The 16,372-nt window shown below is 65.7% G+C and carries 14 protein-coding genes and 1 tRNA gene; 5 read left to right on the top strand and 10 right to left on the bottom strand.

The genetic code is table 11. The features are described from left to right. Positions 1-351 precede the first annotated feature (351 nt). The gene (locus tag FJW10_RS28020) at positions 352-1,410 is read right to left on the bottom strand and encodes an ornithine cyclodeaminase (RefSeq protein ID WP_140902476.1); all 1,059 of its coding nucleotides are present in this window, start codon (positions 1,408-1,410) and stop codon (positions 352-354) included. A gap of 2 nt (positions 1,411-1,412) precedes the next feature. Further along, positions 1,413-2,345: an arginase gene (gene rocF, locus FJW10_RS28015; RefSeq protein WP_140902475.1), complete on the bottom strand. Its 933-nt coding sequence runs from the start codon at positions 2,343-2,345 to the stop codon at positions 1,413-1,415. A 126-nt stretch (positions 2,346-2,471) separates the two neighbouring features. Here rocF and FJW10_RS28010 point away from each other — a divergent pair, with 126 nt between their 5' ends. Then, a complete protein-coding gene (locus FJW10_RS28010; protein WP_140902474.1) occupies positions 2,472-2,912 on the top strand; it encodes an Lrp/AsnC family transcriptional regulator in 441 nt (146 codons plus the stop codon). A 260-nt stretch (positions 2,913-3,172) separates the two neighbouring features. Here FJW10_RS28010 and FJW10_RS28005 read toward each other — a convergent pair whose 3' ends face one another. The 5 genes from FJW10_RS28005 to FJW10_RS27985 form a co-directional block, all read right to left on the bottom strand. Continuing rightward, positions 3,173-3,550: a hypothetical protein gene (locus tag FJW10_RS28005; RefSeq protein WP_140902473.1), complete on the bottom strand. Its 378-nt coding sequence runs from the start codon at positions 3,548-3,550 to the stop codon at positions 3,173-3,175. A 214-nt stretch (positions 3,551-3,764) separates the two neighbouring features. Further along, positions 3,765-3,962, bottom strand: coding sequence for a hypothetical protein (locus FJW10_RS28000; RefSeq protein WP_140902472.1), 198 nt, complete (start codon positions 3,960-3,962; stop codon positions 3,765-3,767). Between the two features lie 695 nt (positions 3,963-4,657). Beyond that, the gene (locus FJW10_RS27995) at positions 4,658-5,740 is read right to left on the bottom strand and encodes a glycosyltransferase family 4 protein (RefSeq protein WP_281405144.1); all 1,083 of its coding nucleotides are present in this window, start codon (positions 5,738-5,740) and stop codon (positions 4,658-4,660) included. Between the two features lie 59 nt (positions 5,741-5,799). Then, positions 5,800-6,777, bottom strand: a complete 978-nt coding sequence (locus FJW10_RS27990; protein WP_140902470.1) for a hypothetical protein — start codon at positions 6,775-6,777, stop codon at positions 5,800-5,802. A gap of 334 nt (positions 6,778-7,111) precedes the next feature. Continuing rightward, positions 7,112-7,186: transfer RNA gene (locus FJW10_RS27985), tRNA-Gly, on the bottom strand. 261 nt (positions 7,187-7,447) lie between these two features. Here FJW10_RS27985 and FJW10_RS27980 point away from each other — a divergent pair. The 4 genes from FJW10_RS27980 (at position 7,448) to FJW10_RS27965 (ending at position 10,272) form a co-directional block, all read left to right on the top strand. Then, positions 7,448-7,942 (top strand): prolyl-tRNA synthetase associated domain-containing protein, encoded by a 495-nt coding sequence (locus FJW10_RS27980; protein WP_140836054.1) that lies wholly within the window; start codon positions 7,448-7,450, stop codon positions 7,940-7,942. A 120-nt stretch (positions 7,943-8,062) separates the two neighbouring features. After that, positions 8,063-9,055 carry a thioredoxin gene (trxA, locus tag FJW10_RS27975; RefSeq protein ID WP_140836053.1) on the top strand — a complete coding sequence of 331 codons (993 nt, stop codon included), beginning with the start codon at positions 8,063-8,065 and terminating at the stop codon, positions 9,053-9,055. Between the two features lie 276 nt (positions 9,056-9,331). Next, the gene (locus tag FJW10_RS27970; RefSeq protein WP_140659057.1) at positions 9,332-10,003 is read left to right on the top strand and encodes an LON peptidase substrate-binding domain-containing protein; all 672 of its coding nucleotides are present in this window, start codon (positions 9,332-9,334) and stop codon (positions 10,001-10,003) included. A gap of 23 nt (positions 10,004-10,026) precedes the next feature. Beyond that, the gene (locus FJW10_RS27965) at positions 10,027-10,272 is read left to right on the top strand and encodes a Trm112 family protein (RefSeq protein WP_140783197.1); all 246 of its coding nucleotides are present in this window, start codon (positions 10,027-10,029) and stop codon (positions 10,270-10,272) included. Between the two features lie 69 nt (positions 10,273-10,341). On the opposite strand, the gene FJW10_RS27960 is transcribed toward FJW10_RS27965, so the two are convergent. Genes FJW10_RS27960 through FJW10_RS30900 form a run of 3 tightly spaced genes read right to left on the bottom strand, consistent with a single transcriptional unit; the run spans position 10,342 to position 16,194 of the window. Beyond that, the gene (locus FJW10_RS27960) at positions 10,342-13,680 is read right to left on the bottom strand and encodes an error-prone DNA polymerase (protein WP_140902469.1); all 3,339 of its coding nucleotides are present in this window, start codon (positions 13,678-13,680) and stop codon (positions 10,342-10,344) included. Then, complete coding sequence (locus FJW10_RS27955) at positions 13,677-15,167, bottom strand: DUF6504 family protein (protein WP_140902468.1); 1,491 nt, start codon at positions 15,165-15,167, stop codon at positions 13,677-13,679. The genes FJW10_RS27960 and FJW10_RS27955 overlap by 4 nt, the downstream gene beginning before the upstream one ends. Beyond that, positions 15,109-16,194 carry a hypothetical protein gene (locus FJW10_RS30900; protein WP_140902489.1) on the bottom strand — a complete coding sequence of 362 codons (1,086 nt, stop codon included), beginning with the start codon at positions 16,192-16,194 and terminating at the stop codon, positions 15,109-15,111. The genes FJW10_RS27955 and FJW10_RS30900 overlap by 59 nt, the downstream gene beginning before the upstream one ends. Between the last annotated feature and the right edge of the window lie 178 nt (positions 16,195-16,372).

Genomic DNA, 16,372 nt, shown 5'->3' with positions numbered 1-16,372 from the left:
CTGGCCCCCGCTCCGTCTCGGCTTCGCCGATCCACCTCTCCCCCACTGCTATGCACACCTTCTGTGGCTGGCGTGACTGATCAGGCCGAGGCTTGATTGCCATGTGGTTCCCCCAATCCGTCGCTGCTTCGCAGCGCCACCTTTCCCCCCTCCGGAGGGAAAGGAAGGGAGCGTTGCTGGACGAGCGTTGACGGCAAGAAGCTTGGCGCCTTTCCTCTCCCCCGTCGAACGGGGGAGAGGTGGCTCGGCGAAGCCGAGACGGAGTGGGGGTCGACCAGCGCTACATAAGACGGAGAGGGGGAGCGCCCTATGCGATTGCCCCGCCGTTTGAAACCGCCTTGCTGACAGGCTTCAGGCCGCCGGCTGCATGGCGGCCCTGAGCAGCATGCCGAACAGGTCGCGCGGCTCGTCGGGGTCGGCGAGCAGGTCGAGCTCCTCGTAGAGGCCGGTGGCCTGGAGCTGGTCGCGGACGTAGCGCAGCGCGGAAAAATCTTCCGTGGCGAAGCCGACGGAATCGAACAGCGTGATCTGCTTGGCCGATTTGCGGCCCTCAGCCTTCCCGGTCATCACCTGCCACAGCTCGGTCACCGGATGATCGGCGTCGAGTTGCTGGATCTCGCCCTCGATGCGGGTCTGCGGCGGGAACTCGACGAAGATGTCGGAGCGCAGCAGAATGTCGCGGTGCAGTTCGGTCTTGCCGGGGCAGTCGCCGCCGACGGCGTTGATGTGGACGCCGGAGCCGACCATGTTGTCGGTGAGGATGGTGGCGCATTGCTTGTCGGCGGTTACCGTGGTGATGATGTCGACGCCTTCCACGGCATCCTGTCCTGTCGCGCAGATGGTGATGTCGAAACCCTTGCCGGCGAGGTTGCGGGCGCATTTCTCGGAAGCCTGGCGGTCGATGTCGTAGAGCCGCAGCCTATCGATGCCGAGCAGCGCCTTGAAGGCGATGGCCTGGAACTCCGACTGGGCGCCGTTGCCGATGATGGCCATGGCTTGGCTGCCCTTCGGCGCCAGGTATTTGGCCGCGACGGCCGAGGTGGCGGCGGTGCGCAGCGCCGTCAGGATGGTCATTTCGGTGAGCAGCATCGGATAGCCGGAACCGACATCGGCGAGCACGCCGAAGGCGGTCACCGTCTGGCGGCCCTCGCGCATGTTCTTCGGATGGCCGTTGACATATTTGAAGCCGTACATCTTGCCGTCGCTGGTCGGCATCAGCTCGATGACGCCGTCATGGCTGTGCGAGGCGATGCGCGGGGTCTTGTCGAACAGCTCCCAGCGGCGGAAATCCTCCTCGATATAGGCGGCGAGCTCGGTCAGGAAGCGCTCGACGCCGATGGCGAGCACAAGCTTCATCATGCGGTCGACGCTGACGAAGGGGACGATGGCAAGGCGCGAAGGCTGGGTCATGATCAGAGGCTTCCGGAGTGGCTGCGGGTCGGGCGGTCCATGATGCGGCGGCCCATCAGGCTGGCGGTGAGGTCGACCATCAGGGTCGCGGTACGGCCGCGCTCGTCGAGGAACGGGTTCAATTCGACCAGGTCGAGGCTCGAAACCAGGCCGCTGTCGGACAGCATCTCCATCACCAGATGCGCCTCGCGGAACGTGGCGCCGCCGGGCACCGTGGTGCCGACGGCGGGCGCGATCGAAGGGTCGAGGAAATCGACATCGAGGCTGACATGCAGCAGCCCGTTCTCCTTCTCGACGCGGGCCAGGAAGGCGCGCAGCAGGGGCGCGATGCCGTGTTCGTCGATGGCGCGCATGTCATGCACGGTGACGCCGGCTTCGGTGAGCGCGCGGCGCTCGGCCGGATCGACGCTGCGCAGGCCGATGGCGCAGATGCGGGCCGGGTCGACCGCTTGCGGCAGATCCGGGAAATAACCCTTGAAACCCGCCTGGCCGCTGGCATAGGCGAGCGGCACGCCGTGCAGATTGCCGCTGGTGGTGGTGTCGAGCGTGTGGAAATCGGGATGCGCGTCGAGCCACAACACGAAGAGCGGCCGGCCGCGCTCGGCAGCGCGGCGCGCCACGCCGGACACGGTGCCGGCGGAGATCGAATGGTCGCCGCCGAGGAAGATCGGCATGGCATCCCTGGAAGCGGCGTAGGCGGTCTCGGCGATCACCGCCGTCCAGGCAGAGATCTCCGGCAGCGCCTTCAGCGCCAGGTTGCCGTGGACCACGGGCCGCGCCCCGGCCTTCTCGACCGCGCCCCAGTCCTCGACCTCGTGGCCGAGCTCGGCCAGCACCGAAACCAGCCCCGCCGTGCGCAGCGCGCTCGGCCCCATTTCGCATCCCATCCTGCCCGCGCCGTCCTGCACCGGCGCGCCGACGATCCTGCAGCGCATTTTTCTCACCTTGCGATTGATCGAACAAGTGAACCATCGCCCGCTGGCGGTTTGAACAGCTAAAATTGGCATTTCGAGAAGACTAATCTATCATATTGGTCAGATGATTTGATCGAAATGGAAGCCATGGACGCTCTCGACGAGAAGCTGGTGACGTTGCTGAGGCATGATGCGCGGCGCAGCGTATCCGACCTCGCCATCGATCTCGGCGTGTCACGCGCCACGGTCAGGTCGCGCATGGAACGGCTGGAAAAATCCGGCGAGATCATCGGCTACACGGTCGTGCTGCGCGCCGACGCGGTCGACCAGAGGATACGCGGCGTGATGACGATCGAGATCGAGGGCCACGCCGCCGACCGCGTCGTCAAGGCGCTCGGCGGCCTCGCCGAGGTCTCGACCATCCACACCACAAACGGCCGTTGGGACCTGGTGGTCGAGCTCGGCACCGCCACGCTCACCGATTTCGACGCTGTGCTGCGGCGCATCCGGCTGATCCCCGGCATAACGGGGAGCGAGACAAGCCTGCTCCTGGCGACGCCGAGGACGACGCGGGCGCGGCTTGCGTAGCCGCAGGGCCGGTCGAGGCTTGCTTGCCGAAGAGCGTATCGCAATATGACGTGGCCGGGTTCCAGCAGTTCCCACAACCATTAGGCGACGTGCCAGGCGACGTGTTTGCGCATGGCGGAGAAGCGAAGACCGCCAAAGAGTGTAGCCCGGTATGGCGGATGCCGGCGCCGTCGCTGCAGCGGCATTGTACGGCAGCGCCGGTGTGAAGCCTGGGAAGGCCCGATCACACCGGCAGCCGCCTTGCAAGGAAGGCAGGCTCGTCAGCCGTTCGGATAGTAGCCGCCGTCCGAGCCGTCGCCCATATAGGTTCCCTGGCCGGTGGCGTCCTGAAGCCGCTGATCCAGCTCGTTGATCTGTCCGATCGCCGATCCGCCGCGCTGGATGCTGTCGGCTTGCTGCATCAGATCGCGGGCCTTGGCCTCGGAGATCTTGCCGAGCTCCCTGGCGTCGCGGATACCTTGCTTGACGCCAAGCAGCTGCTCCGTCGCGGCTCTCGCCTCGGGATCCATCGGCACTGACGCCGTGGTTGTCGTGTCGACCGCGGCTCTATGGTGGCGGTGCACGGCATAGGCGCTGGAAAGCGGTATGGCCGCGAAGATCGAGGCGGCCGCAATGAGTTTTGGGATGAAAGAATGCATGATGACATCTCCCTGCGATGGAAGAAGCGGCAAAACCGCTTTTTCCGAAACGGGCCGTCCTGTCGCGTCGTGTCGCGGTGCAGGTCATTTACCGCCGGCGTTTCTCGGCCCAAAACAGACATATAGAAGCCGTCCCGGCGTTGAAACGAGGGTGGAACGCAAACGTTATCCGATGTGAACGGGCGTTGAATCGCCAATGCGCGGGCCGGGGTCTTCAGGCGACGCTGGCGAACGGGACCGGCGAACTGGCAGTCTGTCCGCCAAGCCCGGCATTGGCCAGGTCGGCAAGCTGCTCGGCTTCGCCGCGCGTCAGCCCGATCAGCGGCCGGCCGTCCATCTCCGCCGGGACGTCGAAAGCCAGATCACACACGAGCCAGTCGTCGCACGGATCCTGCATCGCTGCGAACCTCATTGGCGCTCCTTGTTTCGGCGCAGCAGGAACGGGCTCGGTGTCCGCAGAATCGCTGACCGCCCTAAGTCTTTGTTTTGGCCCTTGTGTTGCCCCGGAACCGCAGCGCGCTCCCACGACACGCATAGAAATTGAATCAGAGTCCGATTGTTCCGGCGCAGGCCAATGAAATATCGGTAAAAGGCTGAAATATCGAGAAAGCTCCGCCGGCCGCGGCGTCGAGTGGAGTTCATTCGCCCGGCTGGCGAATTCCTCCGCTTGCTCGCGCGTGAGACCGAGCAGCACCCTGTCCGGCATCTGCGCCGGGCAACCGGACCGCAGATCGTACACCATCCATTGGCCGCACGGATCCTGTAAGGCTGTGAACCTCATGGCCGTTTTGTTTAGCTATGCCCCAACGTTACGACTTGCGGAATGGTCCCCGCGAAACTGCCCGGCCGGATTAATTCCGGCACTTTCGCTCAACATATAGTTGTCGGGCGCCCGGCAAAAGAGGCTCTACAGTCCCTTCGGCATGCGACCCAAGTCTGATGGGTCGCTAATATTTTCAGGATTGCGAACGCTACCTGCCCGGGAGAAATATCGCGTGATCCATCTGCTTGATCCCTTTTGCGGGAAGTCCGTGGCGGAAGGCGCACAGGCGCTCGGTTCAGGCGGGGATGTTTTTCGGGCCATGCACGGCGCCAAGACGCGCTGCCCTATTCATGCCCACGTCTGCGCGAGATGGATTTGATGATTTTCTTGAGACGAGACGGCCATCTCCGCGCGAGCTTGCTTTCCAGATAGGCGATGCGCCCGCGCAGCGCCGGCAAGCTTTCCCGCTCCAGCCACATCGCGTCAACCTCGCTCGCCAGGCGTTCGAGATAGGCCGCGAACGGACCCACCGCCGGCTCCGGCACACCGGATTCCAGCGCTTTTCGATAAAGGCCTTCCAGTCCGTCGACCGCAATCTGGAGGGTTCGTTCGCGCCGCACCTTTGCCGTCACCTGGGCCGCGTCCTCCGGCGAATAGAGAGCAAGCTCCCGGCGCAGCCATGCCTCGTTGATCGGCGTCGCGCCGCTGAAGTAGCGGGGTCCGAAATTCAGGAAGGAGCCGCGGCCGAAGTTCTCCACGGTCACCAGTCCACCGGCCTGGGTCGGCGCCAGCGTCATCACCGCGCAACCGGTCGCCATTGCTTCCAGCGCGGATTTGCCGCTTGCGAAGACGAGATCATATTGCTGCAGCAGCATCTCCGGCCGGGGTTGGCTGTTGCCATAGGCCGCGCCGATCTTGTCGAGTTGGAGACCGAGCGCGGCACAACCGGATTCCAGTTGCGAAAGCTCGATCGCGGGCAGGCCACTGCTCTGGAAGAGCAGCGCCCGGCGCATCTCCCGAGGCGGCGCGCGCACCTCGGAGAAGCGCGTCGTGTTGACAAAGTTCGGCACGCAGGAAACACGCCCGGGATCGAGATCGAACTCGGCGATGGCGCGTCGCACCATCCATTCGCACATCATCACATAGCAGTGGATGCGCTGGTGCATAGGCGGCTGCTCCACCCATGGTATGGCGCCGTGACAATAGTAGACGGCAGGCGTTGTTTCGAAGCGCGCCAGGGCCGCCATGGCCGGCAGATGATGGTGGGCGTGGATCAGGTCCGGGGTCCACGGCACGTCGTCCAGGCGCGATACCACACGCACGCCGCTTGGCCAGAGCAGTTTGGCGACACCGCCGAGGCGAGGACTGAAAACCGTGATTTCGTGGCCGCGCTCGGCCATTTCGCGGGCGACCTCGACGGTGACCATCTCCGACCCGTGGAAGTCGACAAGCTCGCGTTGGGTCATCAGGAGCCGCATGCCGGCCTCTATAAGCGGGACGGGGGCACGGCGACGATAAGGCCGGCCCTTGCGGCGTCGTTGAGATAGCCGATCCCGAAGGGCAGGACCGGACCGTCGCCCCTGTCGCCATAGGCCGCGGCCAGCTCCGCCTGATCATACTTCGCGAACACCGGAATATCGGCGACAAAGCGTCCATGCAGCTCGATATGCCAACCCCAGTCGCGCAACAGGCGGTAGGGGATGCCGCTTGGATCCTGCACCAGGACATCGGTCCGCTCCCGCAGAAGACGGCGAAGCCGCTCGAAGGGCGGTTCGTGCAGGAGATAGCTCGCGCTCTTCACAAAGGTCGCCAGGCGGCGGGTGGCCCCGAGGTGACGGCTGAGCGGACTCTCCCGCCGCCAGTGTTCGTCGCGAAGGTCCTGCTGGAAATAGGTGAGGCGGGTTGGCGCCGCCCGGTCACCGAACAGGATATGGATCCCCGTGCCGTCGACGGGATCGATCCGGTGCAGCGGCAGCCCGGCATGGGCGATCTGCGCGATCAGGAGCGGCAGGACGCCCCCTATGCTGCCGCTCGTCAGCTGCGATCGCAGGTCCCTGGTGACGAAATAGGAGCAGTCGAGATAGTGCCGCAAGATGTCCGCAACGCCGGCCAACGCGAAGTCGTCCGGTCTTTCCGCGAGCGGCCAGGGGCCGCATGGTTCGGCGCCAACCAGTATATATTCTCGAGCGTGCGGGAAAAGGTGAAGGGGGAACAGCAGGTCCGGGCCGCCGAAAGGATAGAAAATGGTCTCGACCGTGGTCCGGTGCGCCGCAAGGTTGTTCTGCGCCCAGTGCGCCGCCGGCTCGGCGAAACGGCGCTTGAAACATGCGAACAAGCCATGAATCGCTTCGGCAGGCCCGGATCCGGAGGGAGCCCGAACAAAACCCTGCAATAGAGGCGAGAGCGCCTCCGCCAGTCCGTTGCGGGCCTCCAAATCGGCCTGTGAGCAATCAGGCTGGTACACGCGGCACCTGCTCAGCGCACGCCCACGTGGTGACCGGATCGACAATCGCGGCGCACCGAGCAACCGTTGATGAGAGAGGGAAGGTCATGGGTATGGAGCCTGTTCAGGCCAGATACTGCGGCAAGCGTGCCTGCGTTACGCGACAAGCGCCCCGCCGAGGCCTGTCTTGCCGTTGTTAACCTACCTCCGGTGCGAGGGGCAATCGCGAAATGATCCGCGAAAGGCTCCGCCAAGCGGCAGGCATGAGTGAAAAACAGCGTATGTCAGCGGCAAAAATGAAAAGGGCCGGATCGATCCGGCCCTTTTTCATAGCGCTTAACTTCCTTGAGGAAATTGGAGCGGGTGAAGCGATTCGAACGCTCGACCCCAACCTTGGCAAGGTTGTGCTCTACCCCTGAGCTACACCCGCTCGCGCGGCCTTGGGCCGCAAGCCGCGCCTATATGGCCGAAGAGCGCGGCGATTGCAACAGGGAAATGACGGTCTTTTTGGAGCGAATTCCTCCCGCGGCGAAGTTTGCTTCGAAAGCATCGAAGCGGGGCCAAAACCGGGCCGGTCGCGAGTCCCGGGCAAAACCGCCGTTCGCCTTGCCTGGAATCGCTGCGGCAGCCTTGCCCCGAGGGCACCGTTGGCCGTAAACGGCATGAGCCCTGTTCGACCGCGCGAGGACCGATGCCGAAGACCGAAGCCGAGCTCAACGCCTTTCTTGCCGATCTCGGCATTGCCGTCACGACGGTGCGGCACCCGCCGCTGTTCACGGTCGCCGATTCGCAAGGCCTGCGCGGCGAGATTCCCGGTGGCCACACCAAGAACCTGTTCCTCAAGGACAAGAAGGACAATTATTTCCTCGTCACCGTCGGCGAGGACGCCGTGGTCGACCTGAAACAGATCCACCACCTGATCGGCGCCGCGAGCCGGGTGTCCTTCGGCAGGCCGGAAATGCTGATGGAGCTGCTCGGCGTCAGCCCCGGCGCGGTCACCGTTTTCGGCCTGATCAACGACACGGAAGGGAAGGTCAAGATCGTGCTCGACCAGGCGTTGATGAGCCACGACGTCATCAACGGCCACCCGCTGACCAATGAGGCGACGACCTCGATCGCCGCCGCCGACCTGATCAGATTCGTCGAGGCAACCGGCCACGATCCTGTTATCCTGAAAGTCTCATGACCTTGAAAGTCCCGTTACCTTGAAACTCGGGGGCTGATCGCCACATGGAAGGCGGTTTTTGAAATACGACAATGACGCGCCGGGCGCCGACGCCGAGAGCGCGACCGAAAGGGCGAGAATATGAGTGACGACAATCCGTATAGCGGCGCGTTCGGCGGCAATGGCGGCCAGTACGCCCAGACGGTGCAATATGGCGGCGGCGACCGCGCCAAGGTTTCGCTCGGCGACGCGCCGGCGGCGGTCGACCTGATCAAGGACACCACGACCGCCACCTTCGCCGCCGACGTCATCCAGGAATCGCGCCGCCAGCCGGTGCTGGTCGACTTCTGGGCGCCATGGTGCGGGCCCTGCAAGCAGCTGACGCCGCAGCTCGAAAAGGCGGTGAAGGACGCCGGCGGCAAGGTCAAGCTGGTCAAGATGAACATCGACGACCATCCCTCGATCGCCGGCCAGCTCGGCATCCAGTCGATCCCCGCGGTCATCGCCTTCAAGGACGGCCAGCCCGTCGACGGCTTCATGGGCGCGGTCCCGGAAAGCCAGATCGCCCAGTTCATCCAGAAGGTCGGCGGCAAGGGCGGCGGCGCGCCGCAGATCGCGGACGCACTTGCCGCGGCGGCGGAGGCGCGTACGGCCGGCGACGTCCAGACCGCGGCCGACATCTACGATGCGATCCTCGAGCAGGCGCCGGAGACGATCGAGGCGGTCGCGGGCCTGGGCGAGATCCTGTTCGATGCCGGGGATGCGGAAGGCGCCGAAGCCGTTCTGGCGCGGGCGCCCGAGGACAAGAAGGACGCGCCGGCGCTGGCGGCGCTGCGCGCCAAGATGACGCTTGCCGCGGAAGCGGCCGCGCTCGGCAATCCGGCCGAGTTCGAGCGCCGGCTCGCCGCCGACCCGGCCGACCATCAGGCGCGCTTCGACCTGGCGATGATCCAGAACGCGCGCGGCGAGCGCAACGCGGCCGCCGACAACCTGCTGGCGATCGTCAAGGCCGACCGGACTTGGAACGACGACGGCGCCAGGGCGCAGCTGTTGAAACTGTTCGAGGCCTGGGGAATGACCGACGAGGCGACGCTCGCGGCACGCCGCAAGCTCTCGTCGCTGCTGTTTTCCTAGAACGGTTCGGCGTTTCACAGAATCGCCGAACCGCTTTAAGTTTGGTTTTGCGCAATTCCGGACGGGAGGCTACGGCGACGTCGCCGAACCTGACCGCCAGGCACTTTTCGCGGAATTGCCGTGAATTTTTTGCCGGCTGTCGTGGCCGGTAGGCTTGCGCAGCGGGACGTCAGCGCCAGATAAGGGCGGGGCCGGACGCCGATAGAGGCGAGTTTGCCGGTGCGAGAGGAGATTGCAGCTTGATGCTCTTGCCGCCGTTGCTTTGGGAGGGTCGCGGTGCGCGTCGGTAACGCACTCTATCGGCTTGCCAAGGATCTGCCGCCGGCAATCCCGGTGTTCCCGCTTGCCGGGGCGCTGCTTCTGCCGGGCGGCCGCATGCCGCTCAACGTCTTCGAGCCGCGTTACCTGCAGATGATCGACCTGGCGATGGCCGGCTCGCGGCTGATCGGCATGGTCCAGCCCAGCCTTGACGGCGCATTGCGCGATGACGGCGAGCCCGAGCTGTGCAGCGTCGGTTGCGCCGGGCGCATCATTTCGCTCGCCGAGACCGGCGACGGGCGCTACCTGATCTCGCTGCAGGGCGTATGCCGGTTTCGCATCGTGCAGGAGCTCGCGGCAAAGGCGCCGTTCCGGCAGTGCAAGATCAGGCCGTTCTTGGCCGACCTCGATGAAGACCCGGCCGGCGCCGAGGTCGACCGGCCGGCGCTGCTCAAGGCGTTTCGCGCCTATCTGCAGGCCAACGACCTCGAGGCCGACTGGGAAAGCGTCAGCCGCGCCGAAAACGGCATGCTGGTCAACGCGCTGTCGATGATGGCGCCCTATGGACCGGCCGAGAAACAGGCGCTGCTGGAAGCGCCGGACCTGAAGACGCGCGCCGAGACGCTGATCGCCATCACCGAAATAACGCTGGCGCGCGAGGATGATGAATTTGGGTCAAGCCTGCAATAGGTTGCCGGTACGGGAATGGGTTCATGGCTGACGGACGTGACGGGCGGAAGGCCGAGGTCGACCCGAAGCTGCTGGAGTTGCTGGCCTGCCCGCTGACCAAGGGGCCGCTGACCTGGGACCCCGAGCGCAGCGAGCTGGTCTCGCGCGTGGCGAAGCTCGCCTATCCGGTGCGCGACGGTATCCCGATCATGCTGCCTTCGGAGGCGCGCACGATCTCGGCCGAGGACATGCTGGCGCCACGGCCGCCGCGGCTCGGCGGGCCGTCATGAGTGTGCTTGCGCAGGCGGCGATTACGCTTCTTGCCTCTGCTGCGTTCCCTTTTGTGCTGGAAATCGCTGCTACTGAAAATTCCGCCCCTTCGGCATGACCTGGCGTGCCGTGCCCGACAGCGTGGCGATATCCTGGCGGACCGGCAGGCCGCGGCTTGCGGCGGACTCTGATCCAACCGGCCGTTCGGCGGGATCATGCTCGATGACCGGGTGGCTGGCGGACTCCAGCAACACGCTCAGCCAGGAGGTCAGATCCTCGATCCGGTCGGCGACGATGTGGATGACGTCCGATTCATGCTGCAGCTTGCCGGTGACGCGGATGAAGCGCGCGCCCATGACGATGGAGCGGAAGCGGTCGAAGACGCGTGGCCAGATGATGACGTTGGCGATCGATTTTTCGTCCTCCAGCGTGAGGAAGATCGCATTGCCCTTGCCTGGGCGCTGGCGCACCAGCACAAGCCCGGCGACGGAGACGCGGCGGCCGTCGCGCACCGACGGCAGGCGGGCATTGGCGGTGACGCCGGCGCGATCCAGCCTTTCGCGCAGGAAGGCGACGGGATGCTCCTTCAGCGACAGGCCGAGCGAGCGGTAATCGTGCACGACATGCTCACCGAGCGGCATCTTCGGCAGTTTCGTTTCCGGCTCCAGCTCGCGTAAGCCGAGAGCGGGCCGGTCGAACAGCGGCAGTTTTTCGGCGGCGCTCCTGCCGTCGAGCGACCGCACCTCCCAGAGCGCGGCACGGCGGTCGAGGCCGATCGAGCGGAACGCATCAGCCTGTGCCAATCTCTCGATCTCGCCGACATCGAGGCCCGAGCGCAACCAGACATCCCTGACCGACCGATAGCCATCGCCGCGCTGGGCAACGACGATATCCATGCGCTCCTCGGACAGGCCCTTGATCTGGCGAAAGCCGAGGCGGACGGCATGCGCCGTCTCGATGATGCCGCGCATCGAGGCGTGGCGCTCGAGGATGCGGGACGGATCGAAGGCGGTGGCCTCCAGCGTGCAGTCCCAGACGGAATGGTTGATGTCGACCTCGCGCACCTCGACGCCATGGTCGCGCGCATCGCGCACGAGCTGCGCCGGCTGGTAGAAACCCATCGGCTGGGAATTCAGGATCGCGGCGCAGAATACGTCGGGAAAGAAGGTCTTGAACCAGCAGGAGGCGTAGACCAGCAGCGCGAAGGAGGCGGCGTGGCTTTCAGGAAAGCCGTATTCGCCAAAACCTTCGATCTGCTTGAAGCAGCGTTCGGCGAACTCCCTGGGATAGCCTTTCTCGACCATCCCTTCGACCATCCGCGTCTCATAGTTGCCTATCGTGCCGGTTCGCTTGAAGGTCGCCATGGCGCGGCGTAGTTCGTCGGCTTCGCCCGGCCGGAAGCCGCCGGCGACAATGGCGATCTTCATCGCCTGCTCCTGAAACAAAGGCACACCGAGCGTCTTGCCAAGGATCTCTTCCAACTCAGGCTTGGGGTATTCGGCCTTCTCCTTGCCCTGTCGTCTACGCAGATAAGGATGCACCATGTCGCCCTGGATCGGACCGGGCCGCACGATCGCCACCTCGATGACGAGATCATAGAATTCGCGGGGCTTAAGCCGCGGCAGCATCGACATCTGAGCGCGGGATTCAATCTGGAAGACGCCCAGCGTATCCGCCCGGCAGATCATGTCGTAGACGCGCTGGTTCTCCGGCGGGATAGAGTCCAAGCTGTAGGGCCGGCCGTAATCGTCCCGCGCCTGCGGATAATGCTGCGTGAGCAAGGTCAGAGCGCGCTTCAGGCAGGTCAGCATGCCAAGCGCCAGCACGTCGACCTTGAGGATCTTCACCGCGTCGAGGTCGTCCTTGTCCCACTCGACCATCTTGCGCTCCTCCATCGCCGTCTTGACGATGGGCACGACCTCGTCGAGACGGTCCCTGGTGATGACGAAGCCGCCGACATGCTGGGAAAGATGGCGGGGAAAGCCCATGATCTCGTTGGCGCGCTCAAGCACCTGCCTGGACAGCGGATCGGTGCGGTCGAGGCCGCCGGCATTGGCTTCTTTTTCGCCAAGCTCGGAGGTCGACCAGCCCCAGATGGTGCTGGACAGCGCGCTGCGGACATCTTCCGACAGGCCCATGGCCTTGGCCACCTCGCGCAAGGCGGAGCGGCCGCGATAGCTGATGACGGCGGCGGCCAAGGCGGTGCGCTTGGTGCTGTATTTCGTATAGATGTACTGAATGACCTCTTCACGCCGCTCATGCTCGAAATCGACGTCGATGTCGGGCGGCTCGTTGCGCTCCTCCGAGATGAAGCGCTCGAACAAGGTGTCGATGCGTTCGGGGCCGACCTCGGTGATGCCGATGCAGAAGCAGATGATCGAATTGGCGGCCGAGCCGCGGCCCTGGCAGAGGATGTCCTGGCTGCGGGCGAATTTGACGATGTCGTGGACGGTGAGGAAATAGCGGGCATAGTTCAGGCGCTCGATCAAAGCGAGTTCGCTGTCGATGCGTTTCAGCACATAATCGGGAACGCCGGCCGGATAGCGCCTGACCGCCCCTTCCCGCGCCAGGCGTTCGAGCTCGGCCTGCGGTCCAAGCCCGGATTCGGTCGGCTCGTCCGGATAATTGTATTCGAGGTCGCTGAGCGAGAAGGTGAGCTCGTCGGCGAAGCGCAGCGTCTCCGCCAGCGCCTGCGGGTGGCGGCGGAAAAGCCGCGCCATCTCCAGCGGCGGCTTCAGGTGGCGCTCGGCATTGGCGGTCAGCTCAAGCCCGACCTCGGAGACCGGGGTGTTGAGGCGGATCGCGGTGAGCACGTCCTGCAGCGGGCGGCGGTCGGCGGCGTGATAGAGCACGTCGTTGGTCGCCATCAGCGGGACGCGGGCGTGCTCGGTCATCGACGCCGCCTGCTCGATGCGGAAACGATCGTTACCGGCATAATCCGGCGCCACGGCAAGACGGAGCGCCGCGCCGAAACGATCCTTAAGCCGGCTAATAAATGACAAGCTGCCCTCGGCGCTTGCCGACAGATCGGGCAGGATCGCCAGCGACATCCGATCGCCCCATTCGAGCAGGTCGCTCAATCGGAGCAGCGTCGCGCCCTTCTCGTTCTCGTCGCGCAGATTGGCCTGGGTCAGCATGCGGCAGAGATGGCCCCAGCCCTGGCGGTCGCGGGGATAGGCGAGGATGTCCGGCGTGCCGTCGCCGAACACCAGGCGACAGCCGGGATGATAGGCCATCTTCTCCACCCTGGCCTGCTGCCAGGCGCGCACGACGCCGGCGACCGTGTTCCTGTCGGCAAGCCCGATCGAGGCAAAACCGTAGAATTTCGCCGTGACCACCAGCTCCTCCGGCTTGGAGGCGCCGCGCAGGAAGGAGAAGTTCGACCGGATGCCGAATTCGGCATAGGGAATGACGGTCAGCGCGTTCATGCGAACACCCCATGCATGAACCAGCGCGGCGGCGCGGCCTGCGCGGCGCTGCTGTAGAGGCCCTGGCGGTAGAGCCAGTAGCGGCGTCCCTCGCTGTCCTCGATGCGGTAATAATCGCGGGTCGGCGCCTCCTCCTCGCCGGGCAGCTGCCACCACCATTCGGCGGCGATGCGCTCCGGCCCTTCGGCGCGGGCGACGCGGTAGAGCGCGCGCCGCCAGCGGAAATTCATCGGCGGACCTTCCGGGATCTCGGTCGCCGGCACCTCGATCGGCTCGGGCGAGCGGAACAGGCGAACCGGCCGCTCCGGCGGATAGACGGTCATCGGCGGCGCCGTTCGGGGGGGTGCCGCCCGGCCGGCCGCCGGGGCGCGTCTTTGCGGCGCTTCGGCGAAAGGCACGGTTTTGACGGCGCGTTCCGGCAGATGGCTTTCGACGGCCAGCGGCTTCAGCACGGCGGCCTCGCCGAGACGGGCGCGGACGCGGTCGGCGAAGAGCGCGATGTCGGCGTCATCGTCGTTCGTCTCGCCGGTGAGGTCGCCCTGAGCCAAGTCGAAGGCCGCGACCGACAGCACGGACAACCGCACGAGGTCGAAGCCGAAGCCGGCGTCGATGGTCTGCTCCAGCGCGGTGAGCCGCTCATGGAACAGTCTTTGGATCAGCCGCGGCTCGCGTATCGGGCGCGAGGTGCCGACGGCGATGCGGCTGACGGCGCCGTCGACGCGGAAGAGAAGCAGCGCCAGCGTGCGCGCGCCCTCGCCGCGGCGTTCGAGGTCGGTCTTCAAGGCGATCGCCAGCCGGCTCACCAGCCGCTCGATGTCGTCGGTGAGCACGACCGGCTCGGCAAGGTGGCGCTCGACCGAGAGCGGCGCGACGGGAAGGCGCGGCGACACGGCCTCGTCGAGACGGCCGAGCGCCTGGTCGAGGCGCAGAAGCAAGGTGGCGCCGAAGCGGCGGGCGAGCGGCGCGCGGGGCGCGGCCATCACCGCGCCGGCGGTGCGCAGGCCCACGCTTTCCAGGCCGGCGCGGGTTTCCGGCGCGATGCGCAGCGCCGACAATGGCAGCGGCGAAAGCAGCGCCTCCTCCTCGCCGCCGGCGATGATGCGGTCGCCATGGAAGCGCGCCGCCGCCCAGGCGGCGCCCGGCGTCGAAGCCAGCCCGGCGCGGACATCGAAACCCTGCTGGAAGAAGCGGGTGAGGATCTCGTCCTGCATGGCGCGCTCGCCGCCGAACAGATGCGTGCAGCCGGTGACGTCGAGGAACAGCCCGTCCTCGCCGTCGATCGCCACCAACGGCGTGTAGCGGTCGCACCAGTCGGCAAGGCCTTCGAGCAGCCGGCGGTCGGCTTCCGTGTCGGCCTCGACCACATCGATCGAGGGATGCATGGCGCGCGCATCGGCGATGCCCATGCCGCGCTTCAATCTGAGCGCCTCAGCCCGCTCGTCGAGGGCCGCGATGCGCTGGGTGTTGTTGTCGCGATGGCTGATCACAAGCGGCGGGTGAGGTGACGGCAGGTGATGCGGGGGCCGGGAACGCCAGGACCGCCCCAGGCGCTGGCGCAGGATCCGCTCCGCGGCCAGATGCGGGAACCACAGCGACAGAATTCTCTGTTCTTTCTGCAAAAGCGTGCTCATTTGGGTTCCACTCCAGTGTGAATTGTCCGGGCAGGGCCGTGCGGCTCTTGCCGATATCGAGTTTGAAGGCGGGGCGGCCGATCGAGCCGGCGAGCGGCCCGGCGACGGTTTCGCGGCTTGCCGCCGCCGCCGCCGAGACGATGAGGCGCACCGGGGCGGCAGTGGGGTCGGCCTCGCCGGCCTGGCGCAGCAAAAGCAGCGGCCGGCCGGCATTCTGGGCGCGGGCGTGCAGCCGGCGCGTGGCGGTGAGGTCGAGCCGCCGCGGACTTCCGCGGATCTCGAGGATGACCGCGGCAAAGGCCGTCATGCGGGCGGCCTCCTCGGCGATCCACAGCGCATCGAGCAGTTTTGGCGCCTCGGAAAACAGCAATTGCTCCGGCTCGATGCCGAACAGGGCGTGAAGGCCCCTGGCATAGGGAAAGCCGGCCTCGTGGAAAATTTCCGCCGTGCCGACCCAGAGGATCGGCAGGCCCTGCTTCTCTCTGAGGACCAGGCTTACGAGCGACAGCGCGAAGCCGGCAACGGCGCCGGCATCGCGGGTCTCCAGGCCATGGATTTCGCTGAGCGCCGCCTTGGGCAGGCCGCCGCCGAGGGCGGCATCGAGGCGACCGATGCCGGTATGCAGGAAGGCGTCCGCCGAAGCCACGGCGAGCCCACGCCGGACGATCGTCCTGTCCCGCGTCATATCCGGTCCGGTGGCATCGCCAGAGCGGTTCAGCTTTTCCGCAATTGCGGACGGAAGACCGCTTCGCACTTCTCCTGGAATCGCCCCAGGCGCGCCAGCCGTCGGCGCCTGCAGGCGCTCGGGCAGCGTTCCCTCGATCTTCGCGATCTGGCGGCGCAGGGCAAAAACAGTGTCCCGCGCCACGGCGCTCATCGCCATGACGTTCACTTCCAGCAGCAATTGTTCCTGTTATGTTCCTATAGATTCCAGAGGCGTCCGGAAGAGTCAAGCAGAGTCACAAGGAATTTATTCCTTCGAGCCTTTACCCTGAAAGCGAACGCCCAGCCGGCTCATTTGCCTCGACCCGCGCGAAAGCCTATATGCCGGGATCAAAGGA

The sequence above is a fragment of the Mesorhizobium sp. B4-1-1 genome (assembly GCF_006439375.1).
GTDB lineage: Bacteria > Pseudomonadota > Alphaproteobacteria > Rhizobiales > Rhizobiaceae > Mesorhizobium.
This window is presented reverse-complemented; position numbering and strand designations above follow the sequence as displayed.

Coding starts and splice junctions, on each gene's coding strand:
- FJW10_RS28020 (WP_140902476.1), bottom strand. CDS start 1,410: ATGACCCAGCCTTCGCGCCTTGCCATCGTCCCCTTCGTCAGCGTCGAC.
- rocF (WP_140902475.1), bottom strand. CDS start 2,345: ATGCGCTGCAGGATCGTCGGCGCGCCGGTGCAGGACGGCGCGGGCAGG.
- FJW10_RS28010 (WP_140902474.1), top strand. CDS start 2,472: ATGGACGCTCTCGACGAGAAGCTGGTGACGTTGCTGAGGCATGATGCG.
- FJW10_RS28005 (WP_140902473.1), bottom strand. CDS start 3,550: ATGCATTCTTTCATCCCAAAACTCATTGCGGCCGCCTCGATCTTCGCG.
- FJW10_RS28000 (WP_140902472.1), bottom strand. CDS start 3,962: ATGAGGTTCGCAGCGATGCAGGATCCGTGCGACGACTGGCTCGTGTGT.
- FJW10_RS27995 (WP_281405144.1), bottom strand. CDS start 5,740: ATGGTCACCGTCGAGGTCGCCCGCGAAATGGCCGAGCGCGGCCACGAA.
- FJW10_RS27980 (WP_140836054.1), top strand. CDS start 7,448: ATGCCGAAGACCGAAGCCGAGCTCAACGCCTTTCTTGCCGATCTCGGC.
- trxA (WP_140836053.1), top strand. CDS start 8,063: ATGAGTGACGACAATCCGTATAGCGGCGCGTTCGGCGGCAATGGCGGC.
- FJW10_RS27965 (WP_140783197.1), top strand. CDS start 10,027: ATGGCTGACGGACGTGACGGGCGGAAGGCCGAGGTCGACCCGAAGCTG.
- FJW10_RS27960 (WP_140902469.1), bottom strand. CDS start 13,680: ATGAACGCGCTGACCGTCATTCCCTATGCCGAATTCGGCATCCGGTCG.
- FJW10_RS30900 (WP_140902489.1), bottom strand. CDS start 16,194: ATGGCGATGAGCGCCGTGGCGCGGGACACTGTTTTTGCCCTGCGCCGC.